Here is a 19,412-nt window from a genome sequence, read left to right as displayed (position 1 = left end):
AGGAATGAATCAAGAAAAACGTTTGCATCGCTTTGTCAAAAAGTGTGGACTCGGTGTGTGTAGTGCTGTTGTTGCGGCCTTTTTATTGAACGCTCAGGGAGTAGCTTTGGCTACAGAGCAAGGGAATCGTCCAGTTGAGACAGAAAACATCGCTCGTGGAAAACAAGCTAGTCAAAGTTCTACTGCTTATGGAGGAGCTGCTACACGAGCAGTGGATGGTAATGTTGATAGTGACTATGGGCACCATTCTGTAACGCATACAAACTTTGAAGACAATGCTTGGTGGCAAGTTGATCTCGGAAAAACAGAGAATGTTGGAAAAGTTAAACTTTACAATCGTGGAGATGGGAATGTAGCTAATCGTCTTTCCAATTTTGATGTTGTTTTGTTAAATGAAGCAAAACAAGAAGTTGCTCGTCAACACTTTGATAGTTTGAATGGGAAGGCAGAACTTGAAGTTTTCTTCACCGCCAAAGACGCTCGTTATGTAAAAGTGGAGTTGAAAACTAAAAATACTCCATTGAGCTTGGCAGAAGTGGAAGTATTCCGTTCAGCAACAACTCAAGTTGGACAGGACAGAACCGCACCAGTAGTAAATCAAACATCAGCATTGAAAGACTACCTTTTTGGTTTAACTTATAATCCTTTGGATATTTTAACTCGCAAGGGAGAAACCTTAGAAAATCGCTACAACACAAGTGCTAAGGAACAAAATGGAGAGTTTGTCGTTGTAGAAAAAATCAAGAAAACCCTCTCTACAGGCACAGCAGATGTTTCCATCAATGGAAATCAAAATGTCTTCCTAGGTGGCTTGTATAAAGCCAACCAAAATCTGCTAGAAAATCAGCCAGAATTGATTAGTCTTGCCCGTGCAAAGGGGACAGTCAGCGTCGATTTACCTGGTATGATTCAGTCTGACAGCCGAATTGAAGCAGATCCTACAACTAGTGGTATGCAGTCTGCGATGAATACCTTGGTTGAAAGATGGACAAAGAATTACTCATCTAGCCATTCCGTTCCTGCCCGTGTTCAGTATGAATCAACTACAGCCTATAGCATGAACCAATTGAAAGCAAAATTTGGTGCAGACTTTGAAAAAGCAGGTGCACCGCTCAAGATTGACTTTGAGGCTGTGCAAAAGGGTGAAAAGCAAATTGAAGTTGTAAACTTTAAACAAATCTACTATACAGCGACATTTGATGCACCGACCAATCCAGCGGCTGTATTTGACAAGAGTGTGACACCTGAAGATTTAAAACAAAGAGGTGTTGATTCACAAACTCCACCTGTATATGTATCAAATGTTTCTTACGGACGTCAAATCTATGTTAAGTTTGAGTCAACAAGTAAGTCTACTGAATTAAAAGCAGCTATCAATGCGGTTATCAAAGGCGCAACAATTGCTCCAAATTCTGAATGGAGCCGTCTATTGAAGAATACTTCTGTAACAGCGGTAATTGTAGGAGGTAATGCTAGCGGTGCCGCCAAAGTTGTCACAGGAACAGTCGAAAACTTGAAGGAACTCATCAGAGAAGGAGCTAACTTTAGCGCTCAAAGTCCAGCTGTGCCAATCGCATATAAGACTGCCTTCCTAAAAGATAATGCCCAAGCAACTTTACAAAATAGTACAGACTATATCGAAACGAAGGTTACTTCTTACAAAAATGGCTTCTTGAAACTTCATCATAAGGGTGCTTATGTTGCGCGTTACTACATCTATTGGGATGAAATTACATATGATGAACAAGGAAATCCAGAAATCCGTTCACGTCAATGGGAAGATAACGGAAAAAACAGAACTTCAGGCTTCCAAACAGAGATTCAATTTAAAGGAAATGTCCGTAATCTTCGTATCAAGGTTCAAGAAAAGACGGGTCTTGTATGGGAACCATGGCGTACAGTTTACAACCGCACAGACTTACCACTAGTACAACAGCGTACAATTACACATTGGGGAACAACTCTAAACCCTAAAGTTGATGAAAAAATTGTGAATGAGTAACGATTTGATTTACTTGATTCGATAGTAAACAGTGAAGAGGAGGAACTTCGATTTCTCCTCTTTTATGATTGACTTTTGAGAGAATGAAAAGGGTAACTTCTATAGCAGATTGAAACTAGAATAGTACGTTGTTGCTATTAAAACATTTCTAGAAATTAAGTTGACTTTCCCAATAGATTTGTTCATGTCCTATTTCAATTCAATATAAAACTAACTTCCAGTTTTCCACAACCTAGCCTTTAGTATGAGAAAAACGCGTTGTTACAAACATAAGGAGCTTTTTGAGAAGTGGGCAATCCGTGCAATCAGATTTGACGGATGTTGGATGCATGATACGATTGCGCTTGATTTCTTTTGAAATCGTTGACGGGTCTTTTCCCATCTTCTCAATGATGGAACGGAAAGTCTCACACTTAATTCCACCATAAAAATCCGTTTTAGACTAATTTCCACTTCGGTCAGGTAAGTGGAAGTTACTTTGAGAAGTTAGCGTAGGAAAAGATTAACAATAAAAAAGAAAAATATCTTGACAAGCAAGGGAAAATTTTGTTACAATAATAGACGGTACTTTTTACTTTTGGTCTCTCAAGAGTGTACAGGGACGTGCTGACAAATGTTGCAAAAGTACACACAGATGATAGCTGTCACCAAGTGTATCATCACCAAAAATAAAAAAACACAGGAGAATGTAGATGCCTACAATTAACCAATTGGTTCGCAAACCGCGTAAATCAAAAGTAGAAAAATCTAAATCACCAGCTTTGAACGTTGGTTACAACAGTCATAAAAAAGTTCAAACAAACGTTTCTTCACCACAAAAACGTGGTGTTGCAACTCGTGTTGGAACAATGACACCTAAAAAACCTAACTCAGCCCTTCGTAAATTCGCTCGTGTACGTTTGAGCAACCTTATCGAAGTTACTGCCTACATCCCAGGTATCGGACACAACTTGCAAGAGCACAGCGTGGTGCTTCTTCGTGGTGGACGTGTAAAAGACCTTCCAGGGGTACGTTACCATATCGTCCGTGGTGCACTTGATACTGCAGGTGTTAACGATCGTAAACAAGGCCGTTCTAAATACGGTACTAAACGTCCAAAAGCATAAGGAAAGGGGATAAAGAGAAATGAGTCGTAAAAATAGAGCTCCAAAACGTGACGTATTGCCAGATCCGCTTTACAATTCACAACTAGTTACTCGTCTTATCAACCGCGTTATGCTTGACGGTAAACGTGGTACAGCTGCTTCAATCGTTTACGGTGCTTTTGAGCAAATCAAAGAAACTACTGGCAACGATGCACTTGAAGTATTTGAAACAGCTATGGAAAACATCATGCCTGTACTTGAAGTACGTGCACGTCGTGTTGGTGGTTCTAACTACCAAGTCCCAGTTGAAGTTCGTCCAGAACGTCGTACAACACTTGGACTTCGTTGGTTGGTAACAATCGCTCGTCTTCGTGGTGAACACACAATGCAAGACCGTCTCGCAAAAGAAATCTTGGATGCTGCTAACAACACTGGTGCAGCTGTTAAGAAACGTGAAGACACTCACCGTATGGCTGAAGCTAACCGTGCATTCGCACACTTCCGTTGGTAAGATTAAGATACTAAGGGCGTTAAAAAAGCGACTGAAAATTAGGAAGCTTGACGAAGAATCGAAGATTCTAGGAGAGCTTATCTATTTTCCAAGCTTTTAGCCCGAGTTCAATTCAACTTGTAAATCTACAAGTTGAAACCAACAATAGCATGAAAACATTGAGAACGGGTAGGTCCTGCCTATCCGTTTTTATTAAAATCGTGTTATAATAGAATAGAAATCAAAAATAAATAGGAGAAACAAACCTCATGGCACGCGAATTTTCACTTGAAAAAACTCGTAATATCGGTATCATGGCTCACGTCGATGCTTAGAAAACAACTACTGAGCGTATTCTTTACTACACTGGTAAAATCCACAAAATCGGTGAAACTCACGAAGGTGCGTCACAAATGGACTGGATGGAGCAAGAGCAAGAGCGTGGTATCACTATCACATCTGCTGCGACAACAGCTCAATGGAACAACCACCGCGTAAACATCATCGACACACCAGGACACGTGGACTTCACAATCGAAGTACAACGTTCTCTTCGTGTATTGGATGGTGCGGTTACCGTTCTTGACTCACAATCAGGTGTTGAGCCTCAAACTGAAACAGTTTGGCGTCAAGCAACTGAGTATGGAGTTCCACGTATCGTATTTGCCAACAAAATGGACAAAATCGGTGCTGACTTCCTTTACTCTGTAAGCACACTTCACGATCGTCTTCAAGCAAATGCCCACCCAATCCAATTGCCAATCGGTTCTGAAGATGACTTCCGTGGTATCATCGACTTAATCAAGATGAAAGCTGAAATCTATACTAACGACCTTGGTCAGATATCCTTGAAGAAGACATCCCAGCTGAATACCTTGACCAAGCTCAAGAATACCGTGAAAAATTGATTGAAGCAGTTGCTGAAACTGACGAAGAATTGATGATGAAATACCTCGAAGGTGAAGAAATCACTAACGAAGAATTGAAAGCTGGTATCCGTAAAGCGACTATCAACGTTGAATTCTTCCCAGTATTGTGTGGTTCAGCCTTCAAGAATAAAGGTGTTCAATTGATGCTTGATGCGGTTATTGACTACCTTCCAAGCCCACTTGACATCCCAGCGATCAAAGGTATTAACCCAGATACAGATGCTGAAGAAACTCGTCCAGCATCTGATGAAGAGCCATTTGCAGCTCTTGCCTTCAAGATCATGACTGACCCATTCGTAGGTCGTTTGACATTCTTCCGTGTTTACTCAGGTGTTCTTCAATCAGGTTCATACGTATTGAACACTTCCAAAGGTAAACGTGAACGTATCGGACGTATCCTTCAAATGCACGCCAACAGCCGTCAAGAAATCGACACTGTTTACTCAGGTGATATCGCTGCTGCCGTTGGTTTGAAAGATACTACAACTGGTGACTCATTGACAGATGAAAAAGCTAAAATCATCCTTGAGTCAATCAACGTTCCAGAACCAGTTATCCAATTGATGGTTGAGCCAAAATCTAAAGCTGACCAAGACAAGATGGGTATCGCCCTTCAAAAATTGGCTGAAGAAGATCCAACATTCCGCGTTGAAACAAACGTTGAAACTGGTGAAACAGTTATCTCAGGTATGGGTGAACTTCACCTTGACGTCCTTGTTGATCGTATGCGTCGTGAGTTCAAAGTTGAAGCGAACGTAGGTGCTCCTCAAGTATCTTACCGTGAAACATTCCGCGCTTCTACTCAAGCTCGTGGATTCTTCAAACGTCAGTCTGGTGGTAAAGGTCAATTTGGTGATGTATGGATTGAATTTACTCCAAACGAAGAAGGTAAAGGATTCAATTCGAAAACGCAATCGTCGGTGGTGTGGTTCCTCGTGAATTTATCCCAGCGGTTGAAAAAGGTTTGGTAGAATCTATGGCTAACGGTGTTCTTGCAGGTTACCCAATGGTTGACGTTAAAGCTAAACTTTACGATGGTTCATACCACGATGTCGACTCATCTGAAACTGCCTTCAAGATCGCGGCTTCACTTGCTCTGAAAGAAGCTGCTAAATCAGCACAACCAGCTATCCTTGAACCAATGATGCTTGTAACAATCACTGTTCCAGAAGAAAACCTTGGTGATGTTATGGGTCACGTAACTGCTCGTCGTGGACGTGTAGATGGTATGGAAGCACACGGTAACAGCCAAATCGTTCGTGCTTACGTTCCACTTGCTGAAATGTTCGGTTACGCAACAGTTCTTCGTTCTGCATCTCAAGGACGTGGTACATTCATGATGGTATTTGACCACTACGAAGATGTACCTAAGTCAGTACAAGAAGAAATCATTAAGAAAAACAAAGGTGAAGACTAATCAGTCCTCGCTCTAGAAGGAAGTCACTTAGTGGCTTCCTTTTGTCTTTAGAAAATACCTCTAAATATGGTAAAATAGTAGGAGAATAATGTGAGGAAAATGAATGTCAAACAATTTTGAAATTTTGATGAATCAATTGGGGATGCCTGCTGAAATGAGACAGGATCCTGCTTTATCACAGGCTGATATTGAGCGAGTTGTGGTTCATAAAATTAGTAAGGTATGGGAGTTTCATTTCGTATTTTCTAATATTTTACCGATTGAAATCTTTTTAGAATTAAAGAAAGGTTTGAGCGAAGAATTTTCTAAGACAGGCAATAAAGCTGTTTTCGAAATCAAGGTTCGGTCTCAAGAATTTTCAAATCAACTCTTGCAGGCCTATTATAGAGAGGCTTTTTCTGAGGGGCCATGTGCTAGTCAAGGTTTTAAATCTCTTTATCAAAATTTGCAAGTTCGTGCGGAGGGCAATCAGCTCTTTATTGAAGGCTCTGAGGCGATTGATAAGGAACACTTTAAGAAAAATCATCTTCCTAATTTAGCCAACCAACTTGAAAAGTTTGGCTTTCCAACTTTCAACTGTCAAGTCGAGAAGAATGATGTCCTGACCCAGGAGCAGGAAGAGGCCTTTCATGCTGAAAATGAGCAGATTGTTCAAGCGGCCAATGAGGAAGCGCTCCGTGCTATGGAACAACTGGAACAGATGGTACCTCCTCCAGCGGAAGAGAAACCAGCCTTTGATTTTCAAGCCAAAAAAGCTGCAGCTAAACCCAAGCTGGACAAGGCGGAGATTACTCCTATGATCGAAGTGACGACTGAGGAAAATCGTCTGGTCTTTGAAGGGGTTGTTTTTGATGTGGAGCAAAAAGTGACCAGAACGGGTCGTGTTTTAATCAACTTTAAAATGACGGACTACACTTCAAGTTTTTCTATGCAAAAGTGGGTTAAGAACGAGGAAGAGGCTCAGAAATTTGACCTCATCAAGAAGAATTCTTGGCTCCGAGTTCGTGGGAATGTAGAGATGAATAACTTCACACGCGATTTGACTATGAACGTGCAGGATGTGCAGGAAGTTGTTCACTATGAGCGGAAGGATTTGATGCCAGAAGGTGAGCGTCGGGTTGAGTTTCACGCTCATACTAACATGTCGACTATGGATGCTCTACCCGAGGTAGAAGAGATCGTTGCGACAGCTGCTAAGTGGGGACACAAGGCGGTTGCCATCACCGACCATGGAAATGTTCAATCCTTCCCACACGGCTATAAGGCGGCCAAGAAAGCGGGAATCCAGCTAATCTATGGAATGGAAGCCAATATCGTGGAGGACCGTGTCCCTATCGTCTATAACGAAGTAGAGATGGACTTGTCAGAAGCAACTTATGTGGTCTTTGACGTGGAAACGACGGGGCTTTCAGCCATCTATAATGACTTGATTCAGGTTGCGGCCTCTAAGATGTATAAGGGGAATGTCATTGCCGAATTTGATGAATTTATCAATCCTGGGCACCCCTTGTCAGCTTTTACTACTGAGTTGACTGGAATTACAGATGACCATGTCAAAAATGCTAAACCACTGGAACAAGTTTTACAGGAATTCCAAGAATTCTGCAAGGATACTGTCCTAGTCGCTCACAATGCGACCTTTGACGTTGGCTTTATGAATGCCAATTATGAGCGTCATGGTCTTCCTAAAATTAGCCAGCCAGTTATTGATACGCTGGAGTTTGCAAGAAACCTCTATCCTGAGTATAAACGTCATGGTTTGGGACCTTTGACCAAGCGTTTTGGTGTGGCTTTGGAACATCACCATATGGCCAACTACGATGCGGAAGCTACAGGTCGCCTGCTTTTCATCTTTATCAAAGAGGTGGCAGAAAAACATGGTGTGACCGATTTAGCTAGACTCAACATTGATTTGATTAGTCCAGATTCTTATAAAAAAGCTCGGATTAAGCATGCGACAATTTATGTTAAGAATCAAGTAGGGCTAAAAAATATCTTTAAGCTGGTTTCCTTGTCTAATACCAAGTATTTTGAAGGAGTGCCACGGATTCCAAGAACGGTTCTAGATGCCCATCGAGAAGGTCTGATTTTAGGTTCAGCTTGCTCTGAAGGTGAAGTTTTTGATGCGGTCGTTTCCCAAGGTGTGGATGCGGCGGTTGAAGTGGCCAAGTATTATGACTTTATCGAGGTTATGCCACCTGCCATCTATGCTCCCTTGATTGCCAAGGAGCAGGTCAAGGATATGGAGGAACTCCATACCATTATCAAGAGTTTGATAGATGTGGGAGATCGTCTTGGTAAACCTGTTCTGGCTACGGGGAATGTCCACTATATCGAACCAGAAGAAGAGATTTACCGTGAAATTATCGTCCGTAGTTTAGGCCAGGGGGCTATGATTAACCGAACTATCGGTCATGGAGAACATGCCCAACCAGCTCCTTTGCCAAAGGCTCATTTTAGAACGACTAATGAGATGTTAGATGAATTTGCCTTCTTGGGAGAGGAACTGGCTCGTAAACTGGTAATTGAAAATCCCAATGCTTTGGTAGAAATCTTTGAGCCTGTTGAAGTTGTTAAGGGTGATTTGTACACGCCTTTCATCAACAAGGCTGAAGAAACGGTTGCTGAGTTGACATATAAGAAGGCCTTTGAGATTTATGGAAATCCGCTACCGGATATTGTTGATTTGCGGATTGAAAAAGAATTAACTTCCATTCTGGGAAATGGATTTGCCGTGATTTATCTGGCTTCCCAGATGTTGGTGCAACGTTCTAATGAACGGGGCTACTTGGTTGGTTCTCGTGGATCTGTCGGATCTAGCTTTGTTGCGACCATGATTGGGATTACAGAGGTTAATCCTCTATCTCCTCACTATGTCTGTGGTCAGTGTCAGTACAGTGAATTTATCACCGATGGCTCTTACGGTTCAGGTTTTGATATGCCTAATAAGGACTGTCCAAACTGCGGTCACAAACTCAGCAAAAACGGACAGGATATTCCGTTCGAGACCTTCCTTGGTTTTGATGGAGACAAGGTTCCCGATATTGATTTGAACTTCTCGGGAGAAGATCAGCCTAGCGCCCACTTGGATGTGCGTGATATCTTTGGTGAGGAATATGCCTTCCGTGCAGGAACGGTTGGTACGGTGGCTGCTAAGACCGCTTATGGCTTTGTCAAGGGTTATGAGCGAGACTATGGCAAGTTTTATCGTGATGCAGAGGTGGAACGTCTTGCTCAAGGGGCGGCTGGTGTCAAGCGGACGACGGGACAACACCCAGGGGGAATCGTTGTTATTCCTAACTACATGGATGTCTATGACTTTACGCCTGTCCAGTATCCAGCAGATGACGTGACGGCTGAATGGCAGACCACTCACTTTAACTTCCACGATATTGATGAGAACGTCCTCAAACTCGATGTACTGGGACATGATGATCCGACCATGATTAGGAAACTTCAGGATTTGTCTGGTATTGACCCTAATGAAATCCCTATGGATGATGAAGGCGTGATGGCACTCTTTTCTGGGACTGATGTACTTGGGGTAACACCTGAGCAAATTGGAACGCCTACGGGTATGTTGGGGATTCCAGAGTTTGGAACCAACTTTGTCCGAGGCATGGTCGATGAAACCCATCCAACGACTTTTGCGGAGTTGCTACAGTTGTCTGGATTGTCCCACGGTACCGACGTTTGGCTGGGCAATGCCCAAGATTTGATTAAACAAGGAATTGCTGATCTATCGACTGTTATCGGTTGTCGGGACGACATCATGGTTTACCTCATGCATGCTGGTCTGGAACCTAAGATGGCCTTTACCATTATGGAACGGGTACGTAAGGGCTTGTGGCTCAAGATTTCCGAAGAGGAGCGAAATGGCTACATCGAAGCCATGAAGGCCAATAAGGTGCCAGAGTGGTATATCGAATCCTGTGGGAAAATTAAGTACATGTTCCCTAAAGCCCATGCGGCAGCCTACGTTATGATGGCCTTGCGTGTAGCTTACTTCAAGGTTCACCATCCGATTTATTACTACTGTGCTTACTTCTCCATTCGTGCTAAGGCTTTTGATATCAAGACTATGGGTGCGGGCTTGGATGCCATCAAGCGCAGAATGGAAGAAATCGCTGAAAAACGCAAGAATAACGAAGCCTCTAATGTGGAAATTGATCTCTATACAACTCTTGAGATTGTCAATGAGATGTGGGAGCGTGGTTTCAAGTTTGGAAAACTCGATCTCTACCGTAGTCAGGCGACAGAGTTCCTCATCGATGGGGATACCCTCATTCCGCCATTTGTTGCTATGGATGGTCTGGGCGAGAACGTTGCCAAGCAGTTGGTACGAGCGCGTGAAGAGGGAGAATTTCTCTCTAAAACAGAATTGCGTAAGCGTGGCGGACTTTCATCAACCCTAGTTGAGAAGATGGATGAAATGGGCATTCTCGGCAATATGCCAGAGGATAACCAGTTGAGTTTATTTGATGAGTTGTTTTAATAGTTTGAAATGTCTTGTGTAGGTTTGAGGTTGTATCATGATGGAAAAGAAAAAAGAGCAACACCCTGGAAACCAGGGAAAGTTATTTCCATAAGTTTGCGAAATGGCGTTTACGTATTAGCACAAATGGTGCGTGATCCCTATCTGGTATTTTTCAACCATTTTAACGAGGAAAATAATTGGAAGGGAGTGACCTTGAAAGAGGAGGATATCCTCTTTTGTAAGGCTGTTACTCGCCAGTTTCTACGCTATAGTCCTGTAGCGATTGTCAAAGAAGTTACCCCCCTGTTAAATTATGAACTGCCTAAAGAATGGATTTATAGCCATATTGGAGGGCATCCTATTACTGTTTCGGTAAAGGGAAGGGAGCGCCAACTTGTTGGTTTTGGTAGACGTTGTTCTTTGGTCCTGGCGGATAAAGACAGTGGACTACCAGAAGATAATCCACTTATGGGACTCTTCCAAACCTATATCATATCAGATATCAAAGAACAGGATTGGGATCGGGTAGGTCAGGCTGAACTTATGTCTATTGAAGTATTTCCAACACTCAACGAACGTCTCTATCTTTGCTTTCTTTATGGGAAAAATATAAATCCAGAACAAGATATCTCTTTAGGAAAGCCTCTGCCTGATGACTATGAAACCTATATAGATATCCTCACAAATAGTCCAGAGGCACGACGCCTCTACCTAGGAGAGCATGAAGAATAAGAAAGGACATTTCATAAAACTAAGAATTTTTGCGGAAGATAAGCCGGCTGAGAAGGTCTTTGAATATCAATTAGAACTTGCTGATCAGACAATTCTTCTATCAACAGCACTCTTGTCAGGTGCTATTGCTTTAGCAGGAATCTTTTCTGCTTTGAAAGAAAAATAAAAATAGAAAAGAGAAAATTACATGGTTTTACCAAATTTTAAAGAAAATCTAGAAAAATATGCGAAATTGTTGGTTGCGAACGGAATTAACGTGCAACCTGGTCACACTTTGACTCTCTCTATTGATGTGGAGCAACGTGAATTGGCACATCTAATCGTGAAAGAAGCTTATGTCTTGGGTGCGCATGAGGTCATCGTTCAGTGGACAGATGATGTGATTAACCGTGAGAAATTCCTCCATACCCCGATGGAGCGTTTGGACAATGTGCCAGAATACAAGATTGCTGAGATGAACTATCTCTTGGAGAATAAGGCTAGCCGTCTTGGAGTTCGTTCATCTGATCCAGGTGCCTTGAACGGAGTGGATGCTGACAAGCTATCAGCTTCTGCTAAAGCTATGGGACTTGCCATGAAACCAATGCGAATCGCAACTCAATCCAACAAGGTTAGCTGGACGGTAGCAGCCGCTGCTGGGCTTGAGTGGGCTAAGAAGGTATTTCCAAATGCTGCGAGCGATGAAGAAGCAGTCGATCTCCTTTGGGACCAAATCTTCAAAACTTGCCGAGTCTACGAAGCAGATCCTGTTAAGGCCTGGGAAGAGCATGCAGCTATCCTCAAGAGCAAGGCAGATATGCTTAATAAAGAACAATTTTCAGCCCTTCACTACACAGCGCCAGGAACAGATTTAACACTTGGTTTGCCAAAGAACCACGTTTGGGAATCAGCTGGTGCTGTTAATGCACAGGGCGAAGAATTCTTGCCAAATATGCCGACAGAAGAGGTCTTCACAGCGCCTGACTTCCGTCGTGCAGATGGTTATGTCACTTCTACAAAACCGCTTAGCTACAACGGAAATATCATTGAAGGCATTAAGGTGACCTTTAAGGATGGACAAATCGTAGATATCACTGCTGAGAAGGGTGATCAGGTTATGAAAGACCTTGTCTTTGAAAATGCGGGTGCGCGTGCCTTGGGTGAATGTGCCTTGGTACCAGATCCAAGTCCAATTTCTCAGTCAGGCATTACCTTCTTTAACACCCTTTTCGATGAAAATGCGTCAAACCACTTGGCTATCGGTGCAGCCTATGCAACTAGCGTTGTTGGTGGAGCGGAGATGAGCGAAGAGGAGCTTGAAGCTGCAGGGCTTAACCGTTCAGATGTTCACGTAGACTTTATGATTGGTTCTAACCAAATGGATATCGATGGTATTCGTGAGGATGGAACGCGAGTACCTCTTTTCCGTAATGGGAATTGGGCAAATTAAGGAGATAATATGTTAGGAAGTATGTTCGTTGGTCTCCTAGTGGGATTTTTAGCAGGTACTCTGACCAATCGTGGAGAGCGAATGGGATGTTTTGGAAAAATGTTTCTCGGTTGGATCGGAGCCTTTCTAGGTCACTTGCTCTTTGGAACTTGGGGGCCAGTTTTATCAGGAACAGCTATTATCCCAGCTGTTTTAGGTTCCATGATTGTCTTAGCAATTTTCTGGAGACGAGGAAGTTAATTTCTTAAATCTGATACTCAATGAAAATCAAAGAGCAAACTAGGAAACTAGCCGCAGGTTGCTCAAAGCACTGCTTTGCGGTTGTAGATAGAACTGACGAAGTCAGCTCAAAACACTGTTTTGAGGTTGCAGATAGAACTGACGAAGTCAGCTCAAAACACTGTTTTGAGGTTGCAGATAGAACTGACGAAGTCAGTAACATATATACGGCAAGGCGACGTTGACGCGGTTTGAAGAGATTTTTGAAGAGTATGAAACGAAAAGGAGGTAGGTCATTGTACTAGCCTCCTTTTGATATGATATAATAGTTCTATGAGATTAGATAAATTTTTAGTTGCCTGTGCGGTGGGAAGTCGGACTGAGGTCAAAAACTTGCTCAAGGCTGGGCGCGTGACTGTAAATGGTAAAAAAGAAAAATCAGCTAAATTGCAGATTGATGAAGAAAGAGATGAGATTCGCTTTGATGGGCAAGTGTTGGAGTATGAGGAGTTTGTCTACTATATGATGAACAAGCCCCAAGGAGTTATCTCAGCGACTGAGGATCCCAAGCACAGAACCGTTCTGGACTTGTTGGATGATATTGCTCGGAGCAAGGAAGTTTTCCCAGTAGGGCGCTTGGATATCGATACGCATGGACTCCTGCTCCTGACCAATGACGGTCAGCTTGCCCATGCTCTTCTTTCACCCAAGCGTCATGTGGATAAGACCTATCTGGCTCAGGTCAAGGGAATTATGACACAAGAAGATGTGGAGATATTTGCCAAGGGTATTCCTCTCAAAGACTTTACTTGTCAACCCGCTAGACTGGAGATTCTTTCCACAGATGCAGAAAAGAATCAGAGCCAAATCCGTGTGACTATTGCAGAAGGAAAGTTTCATCAGGTCAAGCGTATGGTGGGCTACTGTGGCAAGGAAGTGGTGGACTTGCAACGATTGACTATGGGAACTTTAGTATTAGATGAGAACCTGGAACGAGGGGAATGGCGTCGCTTGACCAAGGAAGACTTAGAAATTCTCCTTGCTAGTATTGCTTAATTTGATTTATATTTGAAAAAGGTGGGGAAGAATGTCCTTGCCTTTTATGTTTTTTAGTTGCTTCCTTTGTGAAAAGAGTTATAATAGACTGTAGAATAAAAGGAGGAATCTATGAACGCGATTCAAGAATCATTTACTGATAAACTATTTGCCAACTATGAAGCAAATGTAAAATACCAAGCGATTGAAAATGCTGCTAGCCACAACGGAATTTTTGCAGCTCTGGAACGTCGCCAAAGCCATGTAGACAACACACCTGTTTTCTCATTGGATTTAACCAAGGACAAGGTCACTAACCAGAAAGCGTCTGGTCGTTGCTGGATGTTTGCGGCTCTCAACACTTTTCGCCACAAACTCATCTCGCAATACAAATTGGAGAACTTTGAGTTGTCACAAGCCCACACTTTCTTCTGGGACAAGTATGAGAAATCAAACTGGTTCTTGGAGCAAGTCATTGCGACTGCAGACCAAGAATTGACGAGCCGTAAGGTTAGCTTCTTACTCCAAATACCACAACAAGATGGTGGTCAATGGGATATGGTCGTTTCCCTCTTTGAAAAATACGGTGTCGTGCCTAAGTCAGTTTATCCTGAGTCTGTTTCATCTAGTAGCAGCCGTGAGCTAAATGCAATCCTTAACAAATTGCTGCGCCAAGATGCTCAAATCTTGCGTGACTTACTAGCTTCTGGCGCAGACCAAGCGACTGTTCAAGCTAAGAAAGAAGACCTCTTGCAAGAGATCTTTAACTTCCTTGCCATGTCACTAGGACTACCACCACGTAAATTTGACTTTGCTTATCGTGATAAGGATAATAACTACCAAAGCGAAAAAGGTATTACTCCACAGGAATTTTACAAGAAATATGTCAATCTTCCTTTAGAAGACTACGTTTCTGTTATCAATGCTCCAACTGCTGATAAACCATACGGTAAATCTTACACAGTTGAGATGTTGGGAAATGTGGTTGGTAGCCGTGCGGTTCGTTACATCAACGTTCCAATGGAGCGCTTGAAAGAATTGGCGATTGCCCAAATGCAAGCAGGTGAGACTGTTTGGTTTGGTTCTGATGTTGGCCAGCTCAGCAACCGCAAAGCTGGAATCCTTGCGACAGATGTTTATGACTTTGAATCAAGCATGGACATTAAACTTACTCAAGACAAGGCCGGACGTTTGGACTATAGCGAAAGCTTGATGACCCACGCCATGGTCTTGACAGGTGTTGACTTGGACGAAAATGGTAAATCAACCAAGTGGAAGGTTGAAAACTCATGGGGAGACAAGGTCGGTACAGATGGTTACTTTGTTGCCTCAGACGCTTGGATGGACGAATACACATACCAAATCGTTGTTCGTAAGGAATTGCTGACAGCAGAAGAACAAGCTGCCTATGGAGCAGAACCAATCGTACTTGCACCTTGGGATCCAATGGGAGCCTTGGCAGAATAATACTCTTCGAAAATCAAATTCAAACCACGTCAGCTTCGCCTTGCCGTACTCAAGTACAGCCTGCGGCTCGCTTCCTAGTTTGCTCTTTGATTTTCATTGAGTATAAAAGCCTAGAAAAAAGGAATCAGATTTTAGAACCTGGTTCCTTTTTAGTTGCTTGATTACATGATGTGAAGAACATGTGCCACAATACCCACTGCGAAGAGGGCAAGGATAATAGTGATTGGAGATACTTTTTTCTTAAGTAAGTACATGCAAAGTAAAGTAAGGAGTAGTCCTGATAATCCAGGAATCAACATATCCAAGTTTTGTTGGAAAGTAGTAACTTTTTCAGGAGTTTGAGACAATCCTTGTCCTACTTGTGCGAATGCTTCTTGGATACCTTTAGACCCTTCTGGCAATTTATCCCAATGGATATAAGCCTTTTCATCTAGTTGAACTTTAGAAACATCGAAAGCAAATTTAATATTTACCCAACGTTGAACAAGGACAGCAAGAATGAACATCCCAAGGATAGAAGCTCCTTTAGTGATATCTTGAAGGATGCCGCCAGACATATCTTTAGTGATTTCTGATCCAGCCTTGTATCCAATCTCTTGAACATACCACAAGAATGACATACGAATCAAGTTCCATGCAACAAAGAAGAGGAGTGGGCCCAAGATATTGCCAGTAAGGGCAAGTGAAGCACCGAGAGATCCAAGGATTGGGCGTACTGTAAACCAGAATACTGGGTCACCGATACCAGCAAGAGGTCCCATCATACCGATTTTAACCCCTTGGATAGCAGCGTCATCGATTTCCACACCGTTAGCACGTTCTTCTTCAAGCGCAAGAGTAACCCCCATGACTGGAGCAGCTACGTATGGATGAGTGTTGAAGAACTCAAGGTGACGCTCAAGAGCAGCGATTTGATCTTCTTTTTTAGTATAGAGTTTTTTGATAGCTGGAATGAGTGTATAAGCCCAGCCCAAGTTTTGCATCCGTTCAAAGTTCCAAGACCCTTGTAAGAAGGTTGAACGCCACCAAACTTTTTTACGATCTGATTTAGTTAATTGAAGTTTTTCAGTCATGATGTTTTCAGTCCTTTCTTATCTTAGTAGTCTTCTAGGATATCGCCGATTGGGTCGTTAGAAGTTGCAGCTCCTCCGCCACCATTTCCACCAGTTTTAGAAAGGTGAAGGTAGATAAGCGCGATAGCAACACCGATAGCACCGAATCCGATTAGAGTAATGTCTGACACAGCAGCGAGAACGAAACCAAGAGCGAAGAATGGCCATACTTCACGAGTTGCCATCATGTTGATAACCATGGCGTAACCAACGGCAACGACCATACCACCACCGATAGCCATACCATCTTTGAGCCAGTCTGGCATGGCACTAAGGATACTTTGTACAGTTTCAGTTGGTACCATAAGGAGAAGAGCTGCAGGAAGTGCGATACGAAGTCCTTGGAAGAGTAGCGCAATGAAATGCGCACGCTCCACAGCGCCGAAGTCACCTTTTTTAGCGGCAGCATCTGCAGTATGAACCAAACCAACTGAAATTGTACGAACAATCATTGTCAAGAAAAGTCCAGCTACGGCAAGAGGGATAGCAACCGCTTGGGCAACACCGATACCAGTCTTGGTAAAGTCACCACCAAGAACCATGATAATGGCAGCAGCGACAGAAGCAAGTGCAGCATCAGGAGCGATAGCAGCACCGATATTTGACCAACCAAGGGCAATCATTTGAAGCGATCCACCGAGGATAATCCCTGCTTCCAAGTGACCTGTTACAAGCCCAATAAGGGTACAGGCTACAAGTGGTTGGTGAAATTGGAACTGGTCGAGGATGCCTTCAAGACCTGCAAAGAAGGCTACAACGACTACTAAAACCATAGAAATAATAGACATGTTTAAAATCCTTTCATAAATAATGGCTTATTTGACATTGGCTTTGTTAATCAAGTCAAACAAATCTTTTTTAGAATCATTTGGTACTTTACGGACATCAAATTCAACACCCAAGTCACGCATTTTTTCAAATGTAGCAACATCTTCTTTGTCCATAGACAAAACGGTATTGACCAATGTTTTACCTGTTGAGTGAGCCATAGAACCAACGTTAAGAGTCTTGATTGGCACGCCGCCTTCGATGGCACGAAGGGCATCTTGAGGTGTTTCAAACAAGATAAGGGCATGTGTTTCTCCAAAACGTGGGTCTTTTGAAATCTCAATCAGTTTTTGAATTGGAACCACGTTAGCCTTGACATTACCTGGAGCTGCTTGTTTAATCAATTCTTTACGAAGGTCGTCTTTAGCCACGTTATCTGAAGCAACGATGATACGATTTGCTTTTGAATCTGGAGTCCAAGCAGTTGCAACCTGACCGTGAAGTAGACGTGTGTCAAGACGGGCAAGATTGATTTTCAATTTACCGTCTCCGATAACAGTTCCTTCTGGGATAGCAGCTTGGGCAACTGGAGCAGCTGCAGCGCTTGCAACTTCTTCAACTGGATTTAGCTCTTCTGGAAGAGCTTTGATGCCATCTTTGGCTTCTTTAATGATATTAGCAGCGACTTTTTCTACACCTGCAGCAGCGTCCATGAGGCGCTCTGTGTAGGCTTGAATCAACATCGGTAAGTTAAGTCCTGTGATGATGGCAAACTTACGCTCAGGATTTTCTCCCATCACGCGACTAGCTTGGTTAAATGGAGAACCACTCCAAAGGTCAGCCAAAACTAGAACCTCATCTTCTGCGTCAAATGCAGCAACAGCGTTATTAAACTTAGCGTATAGATCATCAGGACCTTCATTTGGCATAAAGGTCACAACTTGAACCTTTTCTTGTTCACCAAAGATCATAGATCCTGACTGATGAATACCCGCAGCAAATTCGCCGTGGCTCGCAATAATGATTCCGATACTCATTATTGTCATTCCTCCTTTTTTGTTTTAGTTTTCATTTAAGAAAACTTTAAGACTGTTTAAGTATAAACCGTTTTCATGTAAAAAGCAACTATTTATCATAAAAAATTAAAAAAACTTTTACTTTTGGATGTTGATATATTGAGTTTTTTGAGGAGTAATATTGAATCCACATTTAAAAATTTAATATAAAAAAGTTGAAAGAAGCTTCCAACTTTTAAAATAGGTTTCTATTAGATTAGTGGGTGAAGTCGAGTACCATACGTCCTTGGATTTGACCTTTTTCCATTTCGTCGAAAATGGCTACGGCATCTTCTATTGGACGTTTTTGAACAACTGGAACTACTAAACCTTCTGCACCGAATTGGAAGGCTTCTTCCAAGTCTTTACGAGTTCCTACAAGAGAACCGATGACTTGGATTCCATCTAGAACGGTTTTTACGATGCTAAGTTCCATCATTTCAGAAGGAAGACCAACAGCGACTACGCGACCACCAGCACGAACTGAGTCAACAGCCTGATTGAAGGCAACTTTAGACACAGCAGTTACGACAGCTGAGTGAGCACCTCCATCAGTTTTTTCCTTGATAAGTCCAGGTACATCTTCAACTTCGAGGCCGTTAATAACAATGTCAGCGCCTACTTCTTTTGCAAGGGCAAGTTTGTCATTGTTGATATCAACTGCGATAACATGAGCATTGAATACTTTTTTAGCATATTGAACAGCTAGGTTACCAAGTCCACCAGCACCGTAAAGAACAACCCATTGGCCTGGTTCAACTTTGGCTTCTTTAATAGCTTTATAGGTTGTTACACCAGCACATGTGATAGAAGAAGCTTGGGCTGGATCAAGTCCGTCAGGAACTTTAACAGCATAGTCAGCAGTTACGATACATTGTTCAGCCATACCACCGTCTACTGAGTAGCCAGCATTTTTCACTGTACGGCAAAGGGTTTCGCGACCAGTTGTACAGTATTCGCAAGTGCCACATCCTTCAAAGAACCAAGCAACGCTGACGCGGTCACCGACTTTAAGGCTTTTCACATCTGGAGCAATCTCTTTAACGATACCGATACCTTCGTGGCCAAGAACACGTCTTGGGACTTGACCAAAGTCACCATGAGCAACGTGGAGGTCGGTGTGGCAAACGCCACAGTATTCAACTTCTACAAGTGCTTCCCCAGTTTCAAGTGGACGGAGCACTTTTTCTTCAAC

At 42.7% G+C, this 19,412-nt stretch carries 15 protein-coding genes and 2 pseudogenes; 12 read left to right on the top strand and 5 right to left on the bottom strand.

Annotation, left to right across the window (positions count from 1 at the left end; all coding sequences use genetic code 11):
* Positions 1-4 precede the first annotated feature (4 nt).
* Positions 5-2,002 (top strand): thiol-activated cytolysin family protein, encoded by a 1,998-nt coding sequence (locus tag QMQ21_RS11775; protein ID WP_261814489.1) that lies wholly within the window; start codon positions 5-7, stop codon positions 2,000-2,002.
* A 257-nt stretch (positions 2,003-2,259) separates the two neighbouring features.
* Here QMQ21_RS11775 and QMQ21_RS11770 read toward each other — a convergent pair.
* Positions 2,260-2,411, bottom strand: a pseudogene (locus tag QMQ21_RS11770) (IS30 family transposase); the annotation flags it as partial.
* Positions 2,412-2,694: 283 nt separating this feature from the next.
* Here QMQ21_RS11770 and rpsL point away from each other — a divergent pair.
* The 11 genes and pseudogenes from rpsL to pepC all read left to right on the top strand — a co-directional run bounded on the left by rpsL (position 2,695) and on the right by pepC (position 15,282).
* Positions 2,695-3,108 carry a 30S ribosomal protein S12 gene (gene rpsL, locus QMQ21_RS11765; RefSeq protein ID WP_001142332.1) on the top strand — a complete coding sequence of 138 codons (414 nt, stop codon included), beginning with the start codon at positions 2,695-2,697 and terminating at the stop codon, positions 3,106-3,108.
* Between the two features lie 19 nt (positions 3,109-3,127).
* Positions 3,128-3,598 (top strand): 30S ribosomal protein S7, encoded by a 471-nt coding sequence (gene rpsG, locus QMQ21_RS11760; RefSeq protein ID WP_023935608.1) that lies wholly within the window; start codon positions 3,128-3,130, stop codon positions 3,596-3,598.
* 248 nt (positions 3,599-3,846) lie between these two features.
* Positions 3,847-5,923: pseudogene (gene fusA / locus QMQ21_RS11755) on the top strand (elongation factor G).
* A 103-nt stretch (positions 5,924-6,026) separates the two neighbouring features.
* Positions 6,027-10,418, top strand: coding sequence for a PolC-type DNA polymerase III (locus QMQ21_RS11750; protein WP_138700951.1), 4,392 nt, complete (start codon positions 6,027-6,029; stop codon positions 10,416-10,418).
* Positions 10,419-10,427: 9 nt separating this feature from the next.
* On the top strand, positions 10,428-11,132 hold the full coding sequence (locus QMQ21_RS11745) for a hypothetical protein (RefSeq protein ID WP_023935610.1): 705 nt from the start codon (positions 10,428-10,430) through the stop codon (positions 11,130-11,132).
* Complete coding sequence (locus tag QMQ21_RS11740) at positions 11,122-11,298, top strand: hypothetical protein (RefSeq protein WP_162199230.1); 177 nt, start codon at positions 11,122-11,124, stop codon at positions 11,296-11,298. The genes QMQ21_RS11745 and QMQ21_RS11740 overlap by 11 nt, the downstream gene beginning before the upstream one ends.
* Positions 11,299-11,319: 21 nt before the next feature.
* Positions 11,320-12,561 carry an aminopeptidase gene (locus tag QMQ21_RS11735; protein ID WP_023935611.1) on the top strand — a complete coding sequence of 414 codons (1,242 nt, stop codon included), beginning with the start codon at positions 11,320-11,322 and terminating at the stop codon, positions 12,559-12,561.
* A gap of 9 nt (positions 12,562-12,570) precedes the next feature.
* Positions 12,571-12,801 carry a GlsB/YeaQ/YmgE family stress response membrane protein gene (locus QMQ21_RS11730; protein WP_023932538.1) on the top strand — a complete coding sequence of 77 codons (231 nt, stop codon included), beginning with the start codon at positions 12,571-12,573 and terminating at the stop codon, positions 12,799-12,801.
* A 20-nt stretch (positions 12,802-12,821) separates the two neighbouring features.
* Positions 12,822-13,025, top strand: coding sequence for a hypothetical protein (locus tag QMQ21_RS11725; protein WP_249274697.1), 204 nt, complete (start codon positions 12,822-12,824; stop codon positions 13,023-13,025).
* Positions 13,026-13,113: 88 nt separating this feature from the next.
* On the top strand, positions 13,114-13,836 hold the full coding sequence (locus QMQ21_RS11720; RefSeq protein ID WP_001234889.1) for a pseudouridine synthase: 723 nt from the start codon (positions 13,114-13,116) through the stop codon (positions 13,834-13,836).
* Positions 13,837-13,947: 111 nt separating this feature from the next.
* Entirely contained in the window at positions 13,948-15,282 is a 1,335-nt protein-coding gene (pepC, locus tag QMQ21_RS11715) for an aminopeptidase C (protein ID WP_000991655.1), read from the top strand.
* A gap of 161 nt (positions 15,283-15,443) precedes the next feature.
* Here the strand turns inward: pepC and QMQ21_RS11710 are convergent, their stop codons facing one another.
* From QMQ21_RS11710 to adhP, 4 genes are all read right to left on the bottom strand, one after another.
* The gene (locus tag QMQ21_RS11710) at positions 15,444-16,355 is read right to left on the bottom strand and encodes a PTS system mannose/fructose/sorbose family transporter subunit IID (protein ID WP_000136861.1); all 912 of its coding nucleotides are present in this window, start codon (positions 16,353-16,355) and stop codon (positions 15,444-15,446) included.
* A gap of 23 nt (positions 16,356-16,378) precedes the next feature.
* Positions 16,379-17,182, bottom strand: a complete 804-nt coding sequence (locus QMQ21_RS11705) for a PTS mannose/fructose/sorbose transporter subunit IIC (protein WP_000022715.1) — start codon at positions 17,180-17,182, stop codon at positions 16,379-16,381.
* A gap of 27 nt (positions 17,183-17,209) precedes the next feature.
* Positions 17,210-18,199: a PTS sugar transporter subunit IIB gene (locus tag QMQ21_RS11700; RefSeq protein WP_000021972.1), complete on the bottom strand. Its 990-nt coding sequence runs from the start codon at positions 18,197-18,199 to the stop codon at positions 17,210-17,212.
* Positions 18,200-18,434: 235 nt separating this feature from the next.
* On the bottom strand, positions 18,435-19,412 hold a 978-nt coding region (adhP, locus tag QMQ21_RS11695; protein ID WP_261814488.1), incomplete at its 5' end, for an alcohol dehydrogenase AdhP.

This window comes from Streptococcus bouchesdurhonensis, from assembly GCF_948472335.1.
The sequence above is the reverse complement of the archived record's forward strand: the minus strand, read 5'-3'. Positions and strand labels throughout refer to the sequence as shown.

Coding starts and splice junctions, on each gene's coding strand:
- QMQ21_RS11775 (WP_261814489.1), top strand. CDS start 5: ATGAATCAAGAAAAACGTTTGCATCGCTTTGTCAAAAAGTGTGGACTC.
- rpsL (WP_001142332.1), top strand. CDS start 2,695: ATGCCTACAATTAACCAATTGGTTCGCAAACCGCGTAAATCAAAAGTA.
- rpsG (WP_023935608.1), top strand. CDS start 3,128: ATGAGTCGTAAAAATAGAGCTCCAAAACGTGACGTATTGCCAGATCCG.
- QMQ21_RS11750 (WP_138700951.1), top strand. CDS start 6,027: ATGTCAAACAATTTTGAAATTTTGATGAATCAATTGGGGATGCCTGCT.
- QMQ21_RS11745 (WP_023935610.1), top strand. CDS start 10,428: ATGTCTTGTGTAGGTTTGAGGTTGTATCATGATGGAAAAGAAAAAAGA.
- QMQ21_RS11740 (WP_162199230.1), top strand. CDS start 11,122: ATGAAGAATAAGAAAGGACATTTCATAAAACTAAGAATTTTTGCGGAA.
- QMQ21_RS11735 (WP_023935611.1), top strand. CDS start 11,320: ATGGTTTTACCAAATTTTAAAGAAAATCTAGAAAAATATGCGAAATTG.
- QMQ21_RS11730 (WP_023932538.1), top strand. CDS start 12,571: ATGTTAGGAAGTATGTTCGTTGGTCTCCTAGTGGGATTTTTAGCAGGT.
- QMQ21_RS11725 (WP_249274697.1), top strand. CDS start 12,822: ATGAAAATCAAAGAGCAAACTAGGAAACTAGCCGCAGGTTGCTCAAAG.
- QMQ21_RS11720 (WP_001234889.1), top strand. CDS start 13,114: ATGAGATTAGATAAATTTTTAGTTGCCTGTGCGGTGGGAAGTCGGACT.
- pepC (WP_000991655.1), top strand. CDS start 13,948: ATGAACGCGATTCAAGAATCATTTACTGATAAACTATTTGCCAACTAT.
- QMQ21_RS11710 (WP_000136861.1), bottom strand. CDS start 16,355: ATGACTGAAAAACTTCAATTAACTAAATCAGATCGTAAAAAAGTTTGG.
- QMQ21_RS11705 (WP_000022715.1), bottom strand. CDS start 17,182: ATGTCTATTATTTCTATGGTTTTAGTAGTCGTTGTAGCCTTCTTTGCA.
- QMQ21_RS11700 (WP_000021972.1), bottom strand. CDS start 18,199: ATGAGTATCGGAATCATTATTGCGAGCCACGGCGAATTTGCTGCGGGT.